Below are 15,555 nucleotides of genomic sequence, written 5' to 3'. Positions count from 1 at the left end.
GAAAAAGTGGCGCCACTCTAGCACAGGGTGCAACGCCCGCCGACCGCCGCCGTTCTCATTTTTCCCGCCAGAAACGTGGCTCGCGTCGCAACCCATGCGGTGCAGCATATTCGCCCAGACGCAAATGCAGAGCGCCGTCGAGCGCCGTGTCATGTACCTCGACACCCGCCGCCTGATAGCGCGCCAGCACCTGCGGGTGAGGATGTCCAAAGGCATTGTGGCGACTGCGGGTGATCAGCACATGCTGCGCCCCGACCGCATCGATAAAGGCCTGGCCGGATGACGTGCGACTGCCATGATGGGGCGCCAGTAGCCACCGCGACGCCAGGGGAAAGTCGGCCTGCATCAGCGCGCGTTCGGCGCGGACATCGATATCACCGGTCAGCAACAGACGCTCACCCGCCGCCTCGATCTGCAATACACAAGAACGCTGATTGCCGGAGTTGGCCTGGTCCCACTGCCACAACCTGAACGTCACGTCGTTCCATTGCCAGCGCTGTCCTGATTCGCAATCCTCAGCGCCAAGCGTCCTGGCCAGACGCTGCGGCTCGCCACTGATGACCCGGGCCACCGGCATCCCGGCCCTGATCGCCGCTGCACCGCCGGCGTGATCGTTATCCGCATGACTGAGCAGCATCAGATCGAGCCGCCTGAGGTTCATCGCCCGCAAGGAAGGCAGGACGATACGCTCCCCGGTATCGAAATCGCCGAAGCGCGGCCCCGCGTCGTACAGCAGGCTGTGTTCTCGGGTACGCACCAACACCGCCAGCCCCTGCCCCACGTCCAGCACCCAGACATCGGCACGGCCATCGTCCAGGTGCTGTGTGGGCAACAACAAGGCAGGTAACAACAGCGCGAGGCCGGGCAGACGCAAGGGTACGCCAGCTGGCAGCAGGAGCAACAAGGCGCCTGCCGCTGCCAGTAGCCAGGCCCAGAGCGGCAGATTGCTGGGCAGCCAGGCAGGCAGCCAAGCAGCGATCACGCTGAGCAGTTCGAACAACAGATACAGCGCACCGCCGGCCAGCCACAACAGGCCCTCCCCAACCATGGGAACGGGTAGCAGCAGAGTGCCCAGCAAGGCCAGGGGTACGACCACCAGCCCCACCCAGGGCACGGCGACCAGATTAGCCAGCGGCCCGCTACTGCTGACCGGCAAACCGAGAATCAGCATCATCGGCAACAGACCAATGGCCATGGTCCACTGCGCACGCGTCAACCCGCGCCACCAACCCCAGACGCCAAGCCGGCCACCGAACACCAACGCGAGAATCGCCACGGCCGAGAACGATAGCCAGAAGCCAGGTTGCAAGGACGCCAATGGCTCGAGTAGCAGCACCACGAGCAGGGCCAGCAACAATGGCCACCAGGCGCCCAGATGACGAAAGCGCATGCGCCAGAGCAGCACCAGCGCAACCATCACGCAGGCCCTGCGCACCGGCACCTCGAAACCAGCCAACATCCCGTAGACCAGAGCCCCACTCAGGGCCAGCGCACAGGCACAGGGCAACCAGGGCCAGCGCCTTGGCCAGGCGCCGACTCTCGCCAGCAACGCCACCAGTCCGTAAAGAAAGCCGGCCAGCAGGGCGATATGCTGACCGGAGATGACCATCAGATGCACCGTGCCCGTGTGCTGCAGCAGGCGCCAGTCGCTCGCGCTCAGGCCGGAGCCATCACCCAGGACCAGAGCGGCAATGGCGCCCTCTCGCTCAAAGGCCGGCGCCGCCAGCAGATGCTGACGAAGACCGTCGCGCCAACTCCCCAAGCCCGTCGCGGCGGATATCCGCTGGCCGGACTTGATCGTGCCCGTAGCGCCAATGCGCTGGGCCAGCAGCCAGGCTTCGTAGTCAAAACTCTGCGGATTGACCAACCCATGTGGACGCTTCAGGCTGACCGCCACCCGCCAGCGCTCGCCGCCCTGCACCGGCGGCCCGCCATACCAGGCCAGGCGTAACCTTTTCGGCAACTCGGCACGTCGGGAGTGCGCCTCTTCGAACTGGAAGCGCACCACGCCGTCGGACACCTCCGGCAGACCAACCACGCGGCCCTCCAGCCAAAGGGTGCGGCCATCGAGTTGCGGATCGAGGCGGTCATCCAGCGCCGATTGCGCCGAACTGCAGGCCCAGGCCAGCCCCAACAGAAAGAACCCCAACGGATAGAGGCGCGAGAATAGCAACCCCAGGCCAGCACCGACCGCCACCAGCAACAGCCAACCCGGCGGCAAACTCGGCAGAAAGCGCAGCATCAACAGCCCCAGGGCCAGCGCCAACATCCCTGTTCGCATGGTTTCTCCTTACTCATCGAGCTGCGGCGAGCGCTTCCAGCGCTCACCTCTGGTCACAATATGGAAACGCTGGCCAGGCTGAATCCGTGCATAATATCGGCGCTTTTGCCTGCCCAGAGACTCTTCATGCCGCGTCGTTTATTCAAGCGCTACATGCCCAACCCCGACAGCATCAAGGGTAACAAGTCCCTGCGCTTTCTCGGCAAACTCATTCATGATCCCAATCTCTGGCATCTCAATCGCCATTCGGTAGCCCGCGGCATGGCCATCGGCCTGTTCTGGGCGATGATCCCCATGCCCATGCAGATGCTGGCCGCCGCCGCCGTCGCCATCCCGATGCGCGCCAACCTGCCAATCTCCATCGGTCTGGTGTGGCTGACCAACCCCATCACCATGCCACCGATTTTCTACTGCACCTACAAGATGGGTGCATGGATCATGCAGACACCACCGGTGCGCATGCCGGAGACGCTGAGCCTGGAATGGATCACGGCTGAAGTGGCCATCCTGTGGAAACCGTTGTACCTCGGCTCCTTCGTGTCCGGCCTGGTTCTCGCCGTACTGGGTTATGTGTTGACCATGCTCTACTGGCGCTGGTGGGTCCAGCGTAGCTGGCGCAAGCGTCAGGAAAAGCGCCGACTGGAACGTCACTGAAAAGAAGAAGCCGTCGAAGTTGACGGCTTTTTCATTCTTACTCGTAGCGCAGCGCTTCGGCCGGCTGCACCTGCGCCGCCCGCCATGAGGGGTAGAGCGTGGCGAGGAAACTCAGGATCAATGCCGCCGAACAGATCAACGCCACGTCCAGCCACTGCAGGTCAGACGGCAGGCTGCTGATGAAATACACATCGGAGCTCATCACCTGCTGACCGGCAAACGACTCCAGCCAGGCCACCAGCGCGCTGACATTGAGTGCCGCCAGCACACCCAGCACCGTGCCGATCAGCGTACCGACCAGACCGATGACCGAACCCTGCACCATGAAAATCGCCATGATCTGCCGGGGTGTGGCGCCCAGAGTACGCAGAATGGCGATGTCGCCGCCCTTGTCGGCCACCACCATGATCAGCGTGGCGATGATGTTGAACGCCGCCACAGCGACGATCAGCAGCAGCAGCAGACCGATCATGGTCTTCTCCATCTTCATTGCGCTGAACAGGCTGCCCTGGGTATGGGTCCAGTCATCGGCGCGGTAACCGACGCCCAGTTCGGCGACCAGTGCCTTGGATACCTGTGGCGCCTGATAGAGGTCTTTCAGCGCCAGACGAATACCCGGCACCGTACCTTCCGGCAGGCGCTGCATGGCAGCGGCATCGGCGACGTTGATCAGCGCCAGTGAGCTGTCCAGCTCGGCACCGACCTTGAACACCGCTGCCACGTTCAGACGCTGCATGCGCGGCGTGACGCCACCGGGAGCGCTGCTCAACTCGGGAATGATCAAGGTCAGCTTGTCGCCCACCTGCAGGCCGAAACGACGCGCGGTGATATCACCGATCACCACGCCGAACTCACCCGGCTGCAGATTGTTCAGGCTGCCCTGACGGATGTGCTCGGGCAGGATCGACACCTTGCCCTCCTCCACCGGGTCGATGCCGTGGATCTGGATCGGCTGCATCAGTCCGCGATGCGAGAGCATGCCCTCCAGCTCGGCATAAGGCGCTGCGGCCTGTACCTGCGGATTGGCCATGGCCTTGTCCGCCAGGGCGCGCCAGTCGGCGACCGGCTCGGCGCCGTAGAGCATAGCATGCGGCACCATGCCGAGAATGCGCGAGCTCATTTCCTTCTGGAAACCGTTCATCACCGACAGCACCACGATCATCGCCAGCACGCCAAGCGCCAGACCAATCATAGAGGTCAGCGAAATGAAGGAAATGAAATGGTTGCGGCGCTTGGCCCGTGTGTAGCGAGCGCCGATGAAGATACTCAGCGGACGAAACATCAGAGGGTCACCAGTTTGCCGTCCTGCAGGCTGAGCACGCGATCCATCTGGCGTGCCAGCTGCATGTCGTGGGTCACCACCAGAAACGCGGTGTTGGAGTCGCGGCTGAGTTCGCGCATCAGTTCCTGAATGCCTTCAGCGGTGTGCTGGTCGAGGTTGCCGGTGGGTTCATCGAGCAGCACCAGCCCCGGGCGGTTGACCAGGGCACGGGCAATCGCCACACGCTGACGCTCACCGCCAGACAGTTCTGACGGCTTGTGATTGAGGCGATGGCCAAGCCCTACGCGTTCGAGCAGCTTGGTGGCACGCTCGCGCGCCTCGCTGATCGACGTCTTGCCGATCAACAGCGGCATGCAGACGTTCTCCAGCGCAGTGAACTCGGCCAGCAGGTGGTGAAACTGGTAGACGAAGCCCAGCGCACGGTTGCGCAGCAGACCTCGAGCGGTCTCGCTCAGCGCCGACAGTTGCTCGCCGGCCAGCCAGACGCTGCCCTCGCTGGGCGTATCCAGGCCGCCGAGCATGTTCAACAGGGTGCTCTTGCCGGAACCGGAGCTGCCGACGATGGCCACACGTTCACCGGGGAAGAGTTCCAGCTCGAGGCCATCGAGCACCACCACCGACTCGGGGCCCTCGTCGTAACGCTTGCTCAGGTTGCGACAGCTGAGCACGGCATTGTGCTGTTTCATGGCGTTCTGGTTCATGGACTCACTCATAGCGCAGGGCCTCGGCCGGCTGGGTACGCGCAGCGCGCCAGGCTGGATACAGGGTGGCGAAGAAGCTCAGCAGCAACGCCGCGGTACAGACCATCACCACGTCGGCGCTCTGCAGTTGCGAGGGCAGGTAATCGATGAAGTAGACATCGGCATTGAGAAACTTGATGCCCAGCAGACGTTCGATGCCGGCGATCAGGCTGCTGATGTTCAGCGCTGCGAGAATCCCCAGCACGGCGCCGATGAAGGTGCCGACCACACCAATCACCGTGCCCTGCACCATGAAGATGGCCATGATCTGTCGCGGCGTGGCGCCGAGGGTCCGCAGGATGGCGATGTCGCCCTTCTTGTCGGTCACCACCATCACCAAGGTGGAAATGATATTGAACGCGGCCACCGCGACGATCAGCAGCAGAAGCAGACCGATCATGGTCTTCTCCATGCGAATGGCCTGGTACAGGTTGCCGTGGGTGCGGGTCCAGTCGCGGGCGTAGAAATCGCCGTCGAGGGTCTGGGCGATCTCCCAGGCGCTGCGCGGCGCCTGGAACAGATCATCGAACTTCAGGCGCAGGCCCTGTACCTGATCCGGCTTCCAGCGCTGCAGGCGCGCCAGGTCACTGATGTTGGCCAGCGCCAGTGCGCCGTCGATCTCGCCAGCGCCGACGTGAAAGATGCCGGTCACGGTAAAGCGCTTCAGACGCGGGAACATGCCGGCAGGGGTCACGGTGACCTCGGGCGCGACGAAGGTGACCTTGTCACCCAACTTCAGGCCCAGCTTGGCCGCCGCCTTGTCGCCGATGACCATGGCAAAATCACCTGGCTGCAGGCTGTCGAGACTACCCTGCTGGAAGAAACCGTCGATGATCGACACCTTGCGTTCCTGCTCGGGGTCGATGGCATTGATCAGCACCTTCTGCACCTTGCCGTCGTGTGTCAGCAGGCCCTGCATCTGAGTGAAGGGTGCCAGCGCCTCGACGCGTGGATGGCGCTCGACCTGTCGCGCCAATACCGGCCAGTCGCTTACCGGGGTCGGCGATTCGACCGTGGCGTGGGGAATCATCCCCAACACCCGCGTGCGCATTTCATGGTCGAAACCATTCATCACCGACAGCACCAGGATCATGACCATCACCCCGAGGGTGAGGCCGAGCATGGACGTCAGGGAAATGAAGGAGACGAAGTGGTTGCGACGCTTGGCCCGCGTGTAGCGCGTACCGATGAATACGAACAGAGGTCTGAACATGTCGGAGAGATTCGGGGGAAAGAAAAACGTCCTTGTGGCAGGGCCAGGTCAGCAGCCTTACACTCAGAAGCAACTCAAAGTCTGCTGCGTATCGGGCATGCTGCGTTAAAGACACTTGGAAAGCCGCTTATGGCCAGCGCGCTTCAGTGTGGCCCCTAAGGGGCGAGCGAAGCGAGCAATGCTCGTTTACCATTCGTAACCGAGGCTTGTTCGGCGACACTTGCCTGGCACGCATCCAGTTCGCGAGACTTTCAACAGGGTCTTCGACCACCACCGCTTTCATGGGTTCGCCATGTCGACTAACGATGTAGATGATCGCCGCGAATACTATCGTATCGACGATACGATCGCACTGGAATTCAGCCTGCTGTCGGGGGCCGAGGCCCATGCCAGCGACGCGCTTCACGATCCATCGCCGCTGTTCAACCTGCTCAGCGACCTGCACCTGATGGACTTCGAATCCCAGCATCTGCTGCGCCATATCACTGAGCGCGACCGCACCCTGGCCAGCTACCTAAAGGTGATCAACAAGCGCATCGACCTGCTCGGCCAGGCCGTGGCACAGAGCCTGCTGCGCGACATCGGCGCGCCACGCCAGGTATCGCTGTCCGAAGGCGGCATCAGTTTCAATAACGCCCAGGCCGTGGCGCCGGGCAGCCATCTGGCGATCAAGATGGTGCTGATGCCGCAGGCGCTCGGTCTCTTGCTGCGTGGCCAGGTGGTGCACTGCAGCCAGCGCGCGGATGGCCAATTCGAGATTGGCACCGAGTTCGAAGCGTTGACCGACGCACAGCGCCAGTTGCTGGCTCGGCATATCCTGCAAAAGCAGGCTTTGGAGCGTCGCCAAGCCCGCGAATGACAGTCGCCAAGGAACCGCCATGTATCGTCTCGCTCTGCTTTTCACCCTGCTCGCCCCCACTGCTCTCTTCGCCGATACCCTGACCATTCCCCTGGGCAGCCAGGGCGCCGATCTCGACGCCAGCAACCTGCCGCACAAAGGCCAGTCCAAGCGTTCGGTACTGGAGCGTTTCGGCCTAGCCGATGAAGAGCACAAGCCCGTCGGCCAGCCGCCGATCACACGCTGGGATTACCGCGAATTCAGCGTCTATTTCGAATACGATCACGTGATCAACAGCGTGCGCCATCACCAGCCACGCCACCTCGACACTGCCAAGGAGCAACAGTGACTCTCATCTACGGCCATCGCGGCGCCAAGGGCGAAGCCCCGGAAAATACCCTGGCCAGTTTCCAGCGCTGCCTGGAACACGGCGTCGACCGCTGCGAGCTGGATCTGCATCTGTCGCGCGATGGCGAACTGATGGTGATCCACGACCCAACACTCAAGCGCACCACCGGCCTGCGCGGCAAGGTGGTTGAACACGACGCCGCCGAGCTGGTGAAGTACGACGCGCGTAAGGGCGGCCCTGGCTGGGTGCGCCCATGCCCCATTCCGCGTCTGGAAGAATTGTTCCAGCAGTGCAAGTTCGAGCATTGGCAGCTGGAGGTGAAAAGCGCCTCGAAAGTGCGCGCCGCGCGCACCGTGCTGGCCATTGCCGAACTCGTCGAACGCTTCGGTTTGCGTGAGCAGATCACCATCACCTCCAGCTCGCGGGAGGTACTCAAGGCCGCGCGCGAACTGACTCCGCAGTTGCAGCTCGGTCTGGTTGCCGAGTACGCCTGGCTCGACCCGCTGAAAGTAGCGGCGCATTACGATTGCCACCTGCTGGCGCTGAACTGGACACTGTGCACCCCGGAGCGCCTGATCAAGGCGCAGAAGCAGGGGCTGCACGTATCGGTCTGGACGGTCAATGAGCCGGCGCTGATGCGCCGCCTGGCCGACTTCGGTGTCGACAGCATCATCACCGACTTCCCCGGCATCGCGGTGCAGACGCTGCGCGGCTGAGCCTCAGCGCCCTCTCCCCCGGCCCCTCTCCCGCACGCGGGAGAGGGGAGCAAGCCTGAGTAGCCCGCGGCGTAGCCCGAGAACGAAAAAACCGGCCCAAGAGCCGGTTTTTTCGTTGCTGCCGCCTGAGACGCTAGAAGCTCTCCCGATTCGGCCAGCGCCACTCGGAAGCCACTACCCAGCCTGCCTCCCCGACCGGCTCAGGCCGCCGGCCGGAGCCGCTCAAAAAAGCCGGTTGAGGCCGTCGAACGCGGCAACCCGATAGGCCTCGGCCATGGTCGGGTAGTTGAAGGTGGTGTTGATGAAGTACTTGATGCTGTTGGCTTCACCCTTCTGGTTCATGATCGCCTGGCCAATGTGGACGATCTCCGAGGCTTGATAGCCGAAGCAGTGCACACCCAGCACTTCCAGGGTTTCACGATGGAAGAGGATCTTCAGCATGCCCACCGGTTCCACCGAGATCTGCGCACGCGCCATACCCTTGAAGAAGGCCTTGCCCACTTCGTAAGGCACCTTGGCCTGGGTCAGCTCACGCTCGGTCTTGCCGATCGAGCTGATCTCCGGAATGGTGTAAATGCCGGTCGGCACGTCATCGACGAAGCGCCAGCTGCCGTTGTCGACGATGCTGCCGGCAGCGGAACGCCCCTGGTCGGCAGCGGCGCTGGCCAGGCTCGGCCAGCCGATCACGTCACCGGCGGCGTAGATGTTGCTGACCTCGGTGCGGTAATGCTCGTCGACCTGGATCTGACCACGGCTGTTGACCGCGATGCCGATGTTTTCCAGGCCCAGCTGATCGGTGTTGCCGGTGCGGCCGTTACACCACAGCAGGGCGTCGGCCTTGATCTTCTTGCCCGACTTCAGGTGCAGGACCACACCGTTTTCCACACCCTCGATGCGCTCGTACTCTTCGTTGTGACGAATCAGCACGTTGTTGTTGCGCAGGTGATAGCTCAAGGCATCGGAGATTTCCGAGTCGAGGAAGCTGAGCAGTTGATCGCGGTTGTCGATCAGGTCGACCAGCACACCCAGGCCACTGAAGATCGAGGCGTACTCGCAACCGATGACCCCGGCTCCGTAGATGATCAGACGGCGCGGCGTGTGACCCAGGCTGAGAATGGTGTCGCTATCGTAGATACGCGGGTGGCGGAAATCGACGTCGGCCGGACGGTACGGACGCGAACCGGTGGCGATGACGATCTGTTTGGCCACCAGCTTTTCCACTACACCATTGATGCAGACGACTTCGACGGTCTGCTCGTCAGCGAAGCTGGCGGTGCCGAAATAGGTGTCGATGCGGTTGCGCGCGTAGTAGCCGGTGCGTGAGGTGACCTGCTTGGCGATCACCTTCTCCGCGCTTTTCAGCACGTCGGGGAACGAGAACCAGCGTGGCTCACCGATCTGGCGGAACATCGGGTTGGTATTGAACTGCATGATCTGCCGCACCGAATGGCGCAGCGCCTTGGACGGAATGGTGCCCAGGTGGGTGCAATTGCCGCCGACCAGCGGACGGTTGTCCACCACGGCTACCTTGCGCCCGGCCTTGGCCGCGTTCATCGCCGCGCCCTCGCCCGCCGGGCCGGAGCCCAGCACCACCACATCGTAGTTGTAGACCGCCATGTTTACTCCTTCAGATCAGGCCGGAGCGCTTGTGGCGCACCCTCGGCGGGGCCGGCAGCGGATAATAGCCACCGGCTATCAAAGCTACCACCCGGCTTAACGCTTGCTCGCGTCGTAAGCCAGGTCGGTATTCGGCGCTTCGCTCTGGTCGCGATTGACCTCCTCGCACTTTTCACGGCTACCGCCGCAAATCGAGCATTCCTTCTCGATACCCAGGTTGGCGATGCCACCGCAGGAACCGGCGATGGGTTTGCGCCCCATGATCACGCCAACGGCCATCATGCCGACGACCAGAACCATGGCCAGAAATACAACCAGAAAAGTCATTGCTCATCTCCTGCAGCGAATAGCTGCTCGAATGCGGTCGTGCCCTGTGAGACGAAGCCCTCGCCCTCACGCGTCACGAAAAACGCCGCGATACCGTTGCGCTCGGCGAAGGCCATACCGGCATCCGGTCCAAGCACCATCAATAGGGTAGACAAGCCATCGGCACGCAAGGTCGATGGATCGGCCACAGTGACAGCTGCCAGCTTGTGGTTAACCGGCTTGCCGCTCAGCGGATCGAGCGTATGCGAGTAGCGCTGGCCGTTCTCTTCGAAGTAGTTGCGGTAGTCACCTGAGGTGGAGATACCGTAACCATCGAGCTGCAGAATGCGTTGGGCCACCCGCTGGTCGTCGCGCGGGGCCTCCAGACCGATGCGCCAGTGGCTGCCATCGGGCTTGAAGCCGGCCGCCTTGAGCTCACCGGTGGCCTCAACCAGATAACTGGTGACCCCCAACTCGCCCAGACGCGCCACGATCAGATCGACGGCATAACCGGCCGCGATGCTGTTGAAGTCGACCTGAACATCGGCCTCCTTGCACAGCTGCTCGCCGTCGACCTTAAGGTGCTGCTGACCGACCCGCTGACGCACTTCGGCCAGACGCTCGGCGTCCGGCACGGCTTCGCCCTGCCCTTTGGGGCCGAAGCCCCAGAGGTCGAGCAAGGGTTCGAGGGTCAGGTCGAAGTGACCCTGGCTCTCTTCGTGCAGGCGATTGCCGGCACGCACCAGATCCAGCACGCCCTTGGGCATGGCCTGGCAGGTACCCGCCGGCGCACGGTTGAACTGCTCGATCAGCGAATCATCGCGATAGGTGGACATCTGCAGATCGATCTCGGCGAGGATCGCCTCGGTCGCGGCCTTGAGTTCGGCTTGCGGCGCGACACCTTCACTACGGACGTATTTGATCGAATAGGTACTGCCCATGGTCGGGCCACCGAACTCTTCGATCCGTTCAGAATGCAAGCAGCCCGTTAGGGCTGCCGCCAGGGCGACAGCGATAACGGGCTGGAGTACAGCAGACCTCATGCGTTAGCCGCCGAAGTCGTCGAGGAGGATGTTCTCCGGCTCGACACCCAGGTCGGTCAGCATCTTGATCACGGCGGCGTTCATCATGGGTGGGCCGCACATGTAGAACTCGCAATCTTCCGGAGCCGGGTGGTCCTTCAGGTAGTTCTCGTACAGCACGTTGTGGATGAAGCCCTTGAGGCCGGTCCAGTTGTCTTCCGGCTGTGGGTCGGACAACGCCAGGTGCCATTCGAAGTTCGGGTTCTCTGCGGCCAGCTGATCGTACTCTTCGTTGTAGAACGACTCGCGCATGGAACGCGCACCGTACCAGAAGCTGATCTTGCGCTTGGACTTCAGGCGCTTGAGCTGGTCGAAGATGTGCGAACGCATCGGCGCCATGCCGGCACCACCACCGATGAAGACCATCTCGGCGTCGGTGTCCTTGGCGAAGAACTCACCGAAGGGCCCGTACACGGTGATCTTGTCGCCCGGCTTGAGGCTGAACACGTAGGACGACATCTTGCCCGGTGGCAGATCGTCCTTGCCGGGGGGCGGCGAGGCGATACGGATGTTGAACTTCACCAGACCGCGCTCTTCCGGGTAGTTGGCCATGGAATAGGCACGGATCACGGTCTCGTCGACCTTGGACACGTACTTCCACTGGTTGAACTTGTCCCAGTCGCCGCGGTACTCCTCCTGGATGTCGAAGTCCTTGTAGTACACGGTGTGCGGCGGGCATTCCAGCTGCACATAACCACCGGCACGGAAGTCGACGTTCTCGCCTTCCGGCAGTTTCAGCGTCAGCTCCTTGATGAAGGTGGCGACGTTGGGGTTGGAAACGACGGTGCATTCCCACTTCTTCACGCCGAAGACTTCTTCCGGCACTTCGATCTTCATGTCCTGCTTGACCGCGGCCTGGCAGGACAGGCGCCAACCCTCGCGGGCCTCGCGCTTGGTGAAGTGCGACTCTTCGGTGGAGAGCATCTCGCCACCGCCGGATTCGATGATGCACTTGCACTGGGCGCAGGTACCGCCGCCACCGCAAGCGGACGACAGGAAGATGCCGTTGTCGGCCAGGGTTTGCAGCAGCTTGCCGCCGGCCGGGACCACGATGGTTTTTTCGCCGTTGATTTCGATGTTCACGTCGCCGCTGGACACCAGCTTGGCGCGAGCAGCGAGAATGATCAGCACCAGCGCGAGAACGATGGCGGTGAACATGCCGATGGCGAGGAAGATTTCGTAATTCATCTGTTCATCCTTTCCTTACAGCTGCACGCCGGAGAAGGACATGAAGCCCAGCGACATCAGACCGATGGTGATGAAGGTGATGCCCAGACCCTGCAGACCAGCCGGTACATCGCTGTACTTGAGCTTCTCGCGGATACCAGCCAGCGCAGCAATCGCCAGTGCCCAGGACACGCCTGCGCCGATGCCGTAGACGGTGCTTTCAGCCAGGTTGTAGTCGCGCTCGACCATGAACAGCGAGCCACCCATGATGGCGCAGTTCACGGTGATCAGCGGCAGGAACACGCCGAGGGCGTTGTACAGCGACGGCACGTACTTATCCAGGGTCATCTCGAGGATCTGTACCAGTGCAGCGATCACCCCGATGAAGGTCAGCAGGCCGAGGAACGACAGATCCACCTCAGGCAGACCGGCCCAGGCCAGCGCACCATCCTTGAGGATATTGGTGTAGATCAGGTTGTTCACCGGCATGGTGATACCCAGCACCACGACCACGGCGATGCCGAGGCCAATGGCGGTTTCCACCTTCTTGGAGATGGCGATGAAGGTACACATGCCGAGGAAGAACGCCAGCGCCATGTTCTCGACGAACACCGCACGGACGAACAGGCTGATGTAATGTTCCATTAATAGGCCTCCTTGCTGGATACCTGAGGCGCCATCTTGTAGGCGTTCTTCTCGATCTGATCCTTCTTCCAGCTACGGATGGCCCAGATGAACAGACCGATCAGGAAGAAGGCCGATGGCGGCAGCAGCAGCATGCCGTTGGGCTGGTACCAGCCGCCGTCGTTGACCACCGAGAAGACCTCGTAGCCCATCAGTTTGCCCGCGCCGAACAGCTCGCGAATGATACCCAGGGCAATCAGGAAGGCGCTGTAGCCAAGACCGTTGCCGATACCATCGAAGAACGACAGCACGGGCGGGTTCTGCATGGCGAAGGCTTCAGCGCGGCCCATCACGATGCAGTTGGTGATGATCAGACCGACGAACACCGACAGCTGTTTGGACAAACTGAAGGCGTAGGCCTTGAGCACCTGATCGACCACGATCACCAGCGAGGCGATGATCACCATCTGCACGATCATGCGGATCGAGCTGGGGATCTGGCTGCGGATCATCGAGATGAACAGGTTGGAGAAACCGGTCACCAGGGTCAGCGCGGCAGACATCACCAGCGCGGTCTGCAGGTTCGAGGTGACCGCCAGGGCCGAGCAGATCCCGAGGATCTGCAGGCCGATGGGGTTGTTGTTGAAGACCGGGTTGAGCAGGACTTCTTTAATAGTCGACTGCGACATGATCAAGCCTCCCCTGCACGCAGGTTAGCGATAAACGGACCGAAGCCGTTCTGGCCAAGCCAGAACTTCAGCAGGTTGTCCACACCGACACTGGTCAGAGTGGCGCCGGCCAGGCCATCGACCTGGTGCGTGGCTTGCGGGCTTTGCGGATCTACGCCGCCCTTGACCACCTGTACGGCCAACTTGTCGTTGTCGTCGAACAGGGTCTTGCCCGGCCATTGGCCCTTCCATTTCGGGTTGTCCACCTCGCCGCCGAGACCGGGAGTCTCGCCGTGCTGGTAGAAGCCCATGCCGACCACGGTATTGAGGTCGCCCTTGACGGCGATAAAACCGTGCAGGGTCGACCACAGGCCGTAGCCGCGCACCGGCAGGATCAGGGTTTCGACTTCGCCATCCTTCTCCACCAGATAAACGGTGGTGTAGCGCTCCTGGCGCTTGATCCCAGCGATGTCCTCGCTGCCCTTGAGCGCGGTGGAGGTCTTCGGATCCTTCGAGGCCTTGAGCGGGTCGAAGGTGATCGGATCGAAGGCATCGGAGAACTTGCCGGTCTCCAGATCCACCAGTTTGGCGGTGATGGTGCCGTCGAACACCTCCTTGACCTTGGCCCCGGACATGCCCGGCTCACCCAGGCCGGCGATGGCCAGGATGCTGCGCTGCTTGTCCAGCAGACGGTTCTCCACCTGGGTCGGCTTCAGTGCAATGGCTGCACCGGCGACGAACACCGAGCACACCAGACACACCAGCACGGCCACCGTCAGCGTGCGGACGGTGGATTCTTTTTGACTAGACATTGCGTGCCAGCCTCCGCTTGATATTGGCTTGAACGACGAAGTGGTCGATCAGCGGTGCAAACAGGTTGGCGAACAGAATCGCCAGCATCATGCCCTCGGGGAAGGCCGGGTTGACCACACGGATCAGCACCACCATCACGCCGATCAGAGCACCAAAGATCCACTTGCCGGTGTTGGTCATGGAGGCCGACACCGGATCGGTGGCCATGAAGAACATGCCGAAGGCAAAGCCGCCGACTACCAGATGCCAGTACCAGGGCATGGCAAACATCGGGTTGGTGGTGGAACCGATCAGATTGAGCAGCAGGCTCAGACCGATCATGCCCAGCATCACGCCAGCGACGATGCGCCAGGAGGCGATCTTGGTGATCAGCAGGACCAGACCGCCGATGGCAATCGCCAGGGTGCTGGTCTCGCCGAGCGAGCCGTGAATGGTGCCGACGAAGGCGTCCATCCAGGTGATGCCGTTGTTGATCACGTTCTCGATGCCGCCGGAGGCTGCCAGGCTCAGCGAAGTGGCGCCGGCAAAACCATCGACCGCCGTCCAGACCGCATCACCGGACATCTGCGCCGGATAGGCGAAGAACAGGAAAGCACGGCCGGTCAGTGCCGGGTTGAGGAAGTTCTTGCCGGTACCACCGAACACTTCCTTGCCGATCACCACGCCGAAGCTGATGCCCAGGGCAACCTGCCACAGCGGAATGCTCGGCGGCAGGATCAGGGCGAACAGCACGGACGTGACGAAGAAGCCTTCGTTGACTTCATGCTTGCGGATCGAAGCGAACAGCACTTCCCAGAAGCCGCCGACGATGAAGGTCACCGCGTAGACGGGCAGAAAGTAGGCTGCGCCCTGGATGAAGTTATCCCACAGGCTGTTCGGATCGAAACCGGCCAGCGAGCCGATCAGGGCGAAGCGCCAGCCTTCCTGACTCGCCAGCAGCTCGGGGCTCTGGGCGAAGATCAGGTTGGCCTGGTAGCCGGTGTTCCACATGCCAAAGAACATGGCCGGGAAGGTGCACAGCCACACGGTGATCATCATGCGCTTGAGGTCGATGCCGTCGCGCACGTGAGCGGTGGTCTTGGTCACGCTGCCAGGACGATAGAAGAAGGTGTCGATGGCCTCGTAGAGGGCATACCACTTCTCGTACTTGCCGCCCTTTTCGAAGTTGTGCTCGATCTTGTCGAGGAATGCACGAATGCCCACGG

The 15,555-nt window shown here is 62.1% G+C and carries 16 protein-coding genes; 4 read left to right on the top strand and 12 right to left on the bottom strand.

Features of this window, described 5'->3' with window-relative positions; translation table 11 throughout:
- Positions 1-55: 55 nt before the first annotated feature.
- Entirely contained in the window at positions 56-2,281 is a 2,226-nt protein-coding gene (locus tag BM186_RS06350) for a DNA internalization-related competence protein ComEC/Rec2 (RefSeq protein ID WP_074913969.1), read from the bottom strand.
- A 126-nt stretch (positions 2,282-2,407) separates the two neighbouring features.
- Between BM186_RS06350 and BM186_RS06345 the strand changes: the two genes are divergently transcribed.
- Positions 2,408-2,935, top strand: a complete 528-nt coding sequence (locus BM186_RS06345; protein WP_074913968.1) for a DUF2062 domain-containing protein — start codon at positions 2,408-2,410, stop codon at positions 2,933-2,935.
- A 37-nt stretch (positions 2,936-2,972) separates the two neighbouring features.
- Here the strand turns inward: BM186_RS06345 and BM186_RS06340 are convergent, their stop codons facing one another.
- Genes BM186_RS06340 through BM186_RS06330 form a run of 3 tightly spaced genes read right to left on the bottom strand, consistent with a single transcriptional unit; the run spans position 2,973 to position 6,170 of the window.
- On the bottom strand, positions 2,973-4,217 hold the full coding sequence (locus tag BM186_RS06340; RefSeq protein ID WP_074913966.1) for a lipoprotein-releasing ABC transporter permease subunit: 1,245 nt from the start codon (positions 4,215-4,217) through the stop codon (positions 2,973-2,975).
- Positions 4,217-4,918: a lipoprotein-releasing ABC transporter ATP-binding protein LolD gene (gene lolD, locus BM186_RS06335; protein WP_017677624.1), complete on the bottom strand. Its 702-nt coding sequence runs from the start codon at positions 4,916-4,918 to the stop codon at positions 4,217-4,219. The genes BM186_RS06340 and lolD overlap by 1 nt, the downstream gene beginning before the upstream one ends.
- 4 nt (positions 4,919-4,922) lie before the next feature.
- Positions 4,923-6,170 carry a lipoprotein-releasing ABC transporter permease subunit gene (locus BM186_RS06330; RefSeq protein WP_074913965.1) on the bottom strand — a complete coding sequence of 416 codons (1,248 nt, stop codon included), beginning with the start codon at positions 6,168-6,170 and terminating at the stop codon, positions 4,923-4,925.
- 292 nt (positions 6,171-6,462) lie between these two features.
- Between BM186_RS06330 and BM186_RS06325 the strand changes: the two genes are divergently transcribed.
- The 3 genes from BM186_RS06325 to BM186_RS06315 are packed head-to-tail and all read left to right on the top strand — an operon-like array spanning position 6,463 to position 8,073.
- A complete protein-coding gene (locus tag BM186_RS06325; RefSeq protein ID WP_074913963.1) occupies positions 6,463-7,029 on the top strand; it encodes a PilZ domain-containing protein in 567 nt (188 codons plus the stop codon).
- A 19-nt stretch (positions 7,030-7,048) separates the two neighbouring features.
- Positions 7,049-7,357: a phosphodiesterase gene (locus BM186_RS06320; protein ID WP_072425941.1), complete on the top strand. Its 309-nt coding sequence runs from the start codon at positions 7,049-7,051 to the stop codon at positions 7,355-7,357.
- Complete coding sequence (locus tag BM186_RS06315) at positions 7,354-8,073, top strand: glycerophosphodiester phosphodiesterase (RefSeq protein WP_074913962.1); 720 nt, start codon at positions 7,354-7,356, stop codon at positions 8,071-8,073. Before BM186_RS06320 ends, BM186_RS06315 begins: the two co-directional genes overlap by 4 nt.
- A 222-nt stretch (positions 8,074-8,295) precedes the next feature.
- Here BM186_RS06315 and sthA read toward each other — a convergent pair whose 3' ends face one another.
- The 8 genes from sthA to BM186_RS06275 all read right to left on the bottom strand — a co-directional run bounded on the left by sthA (position 8,296) and on the right by BM186_RS06275 (position 15,553).
- Positions 8,296-9,690: a Si-specific NAD(P)(+) transhydrogenase gene (sthA, locus tag BM186_RS06310; protein WP_072425943.1), complete on the bottom strand. Its 1,395-nt coding sequence runs from the start codon at positions 9,688-9,690 to the stop codon at positions 8,296-8,298.
- A 96-nt stretch (positions 9,691-9,786) separates the two neighbouring features.
- Positions 9,787-10,017: a (Na+)-NQR maturation NqrM gene (gene nqrM, locus BM186_RS06305; RefSeq protein WP_072425944.1), complete on the bottom strand. Its 231-nt coding sequence runs from the start codon at positions 10,015-10,017 to the stop codon at positions 9,787-9,789.
- Positions 10,014-10,937, bottom strand: coding sequence for an FAD:protein FMN transferase (locus BM186_RS06300; RefSeq protein ID WP_083431569.1), 924 nt, complete (start codon positions 10,935-10,937; stop codon positions 10,014-10,016). Before BM186_RS06300 ends, nqrM begins: the two co-directional genes overlap by 4 nt.
- Positions 10,938-11,042: 105 nt before the next feature.
- Entirely contained in the window at positions 11,043-12,266 is a 1,224-nt protein-coding gene (gene nqrF, locus BM186_RS06295) for an NADH:ubiquinone reductase (Na(+)-transporting) subunit F (protein WP_072425946.1), read from the bottom strand.
- Between the two features lie 15 nt (positions 12,267-12,281).
- On the bottom strand, positions 12,282-12,890 hold the full coding sequence (nqrE, locus tag BM186_RS06290) for an NADH:ubiquinone reductase (Na(+)-transporting) subunit E (protein WP_017677633.1): 609 nt from the start codon (positions 12,888-12,890) through the stop codon (positions 12,282-12,284).
- Entirely contained in the window at positions 12,890-13,558 is a 669-nt protein-coding gene (locus BM186_RS06285) for an NADH:ubiquinone reductase (Na(+)-transporting) subunit D (protein WP_072425947.1), read from the bottom strand. The genes nqrE and BM186_RS06285 overlap by 1 nt, the downstream gene beginning before the upstream one ends.
- 2 nt (positions 13,559-13,560) lie before the next feature.
- Positions 13,561-14,349, bottom strand: coding sequence for a Na(+)-translocating NADH-quinone reductase subunit C (locus BM186_RS06280; RefSeq protein ID WP_074913958.1), 789 nt, complete (start codon positions 14,347-14,349; stop codon positions 13,561-13,563).
- On the bottom strand, positions 14,342-15,553 hold the full coding sequence (locus BM186_RS06275; protein ID WP_017677636.1) for an NADH:ubiquinone reductase (Na(+)-transporting) subunit B: 1,212 nt from the start codon (positions 15,551-15,553) through the stop codon (positions 14,342-14,344). Before BM186_RS06275 ends, BM186_RS06280 begins: the two co-directional genes overlap by 8 nt.
- Between the last annotated feature and the right edge of the window lie 2 nt (positions 15,554-15,555).

It is taken from the genome of Ectopseudomonas toyotomiensis, from assembly GCF_900115695.1.
GTDB lineage: Bacteria > Pseudomonadota > Gammaproteobacteria > Pseudomonadales > Pseudomonadaceae > Aquipseudomonas > Aquipseudomonas toyotomiensis.
Note: the sequence above shows the minus strand (reverse complement) of the source record. Positions and strands in the feature narration are given on the sequence as shown.

Excerpts from the sequence above, each read along its gene's own strand:
- BM186_RS06350 (WP_074913969.1), bottom strand. The coding sequence starts at position 2,281 with ATGCGAACAGGGATGTTGGCGCTGGCCCTGGGGCTGTTGATGCTGCGC.
- BM186_RS06345 (WP_074913968.1), top strand. The coding sequence starts at position 2,408 with ATGCCGCGTCGTTTATTCAAGCGCTACATGCCCAACCCCGACAGCATC.
- BM186_RS06340 (WP_074913966.1), bottom strand. The coding sequence starts at position 4,217 with ATGTTTCGTCCGCTGAGTATCTTCATCGGCGCTCGCTACACACGGGCC.
- lolD (WP_017677624.1), bottom strand. The coding sequence starts at position 4,918 with ATGAACCAGAACGCCATGAAACAGCACAATGCCGTGCTCAGCTGTCGC.
- BM186_RS06330 (WP_074913965.1), bottom strand. The coding sequence starts at position 6,170 with ATGTTCAGACCTCTGTTCGTATTCATCGGTACGCGCTACACGCGGGCC.
- BM186_RS06325 (WP_074913963.1), top strand. The coding sequence starts at position 6,463 with ATGTCGACTAACGATGTAGATGATCGCCGCGAATACTATCGTATCGAC.
- BM186_RS06320 (WP_072425941.1), top strand. The coding sequence starts at position 7,049 with ATGTATCGTCTCGCTCTGCTTTTCACCCTGCTCGCCCCCACTGCTCTC.
- sthA (WP_072425943.1), bottom strand. The coding sequence starts at position 9,690 with ATGGCGGTCTACAACTACGATGTGGTGGTGCTGGGCTCCGGCCCGGCG.
- nqrM (WP_072425944.1), bottom strand. The coding sequence starts at position 10,017 with ATGACTTTTCTGGTTGTATTTCTGGCCATGGTTCTGGTCGTCGGCATG.
- BM186_RS06300 (WP_083431569.1), bottom strand. The coding sequence starts at position 10,937 with ATGGGCAGTACCTATTCGATCAAATACGTCCGTAGTGAAGGTGTCGCG.
- nqrF (WP_072425946.1), bottom strand. The coding sequence starts at position 12,266 with ATGAATTACGAAATCTTCCTCGCCATCGGCATGTTCACCGCCATCGTT.
- nqrE (WP_017677633.1), bottom strand. The coding sequence starts at position 12,890 with ATGGAACATTACATCAGCCTGTTCGTCCGTGCGGTGTTCGTCGAGAAC.
- BM186_RS06285 (WP_072425947.1), bottom strand. The coding sequence starts at position 13,558 with ATGTCGCAGTCGACTATTAAAGAAGTCCTGCTCAACCCGGTCTTCAAC.
- BM186_RS06280 (WP_074913958.1), bottom strand. The coding sequence starts at position 14,349 with ATGTCTAGTCAAAAAGAATCCACCGTCCGCACGCTGACGGTGGCCGTG.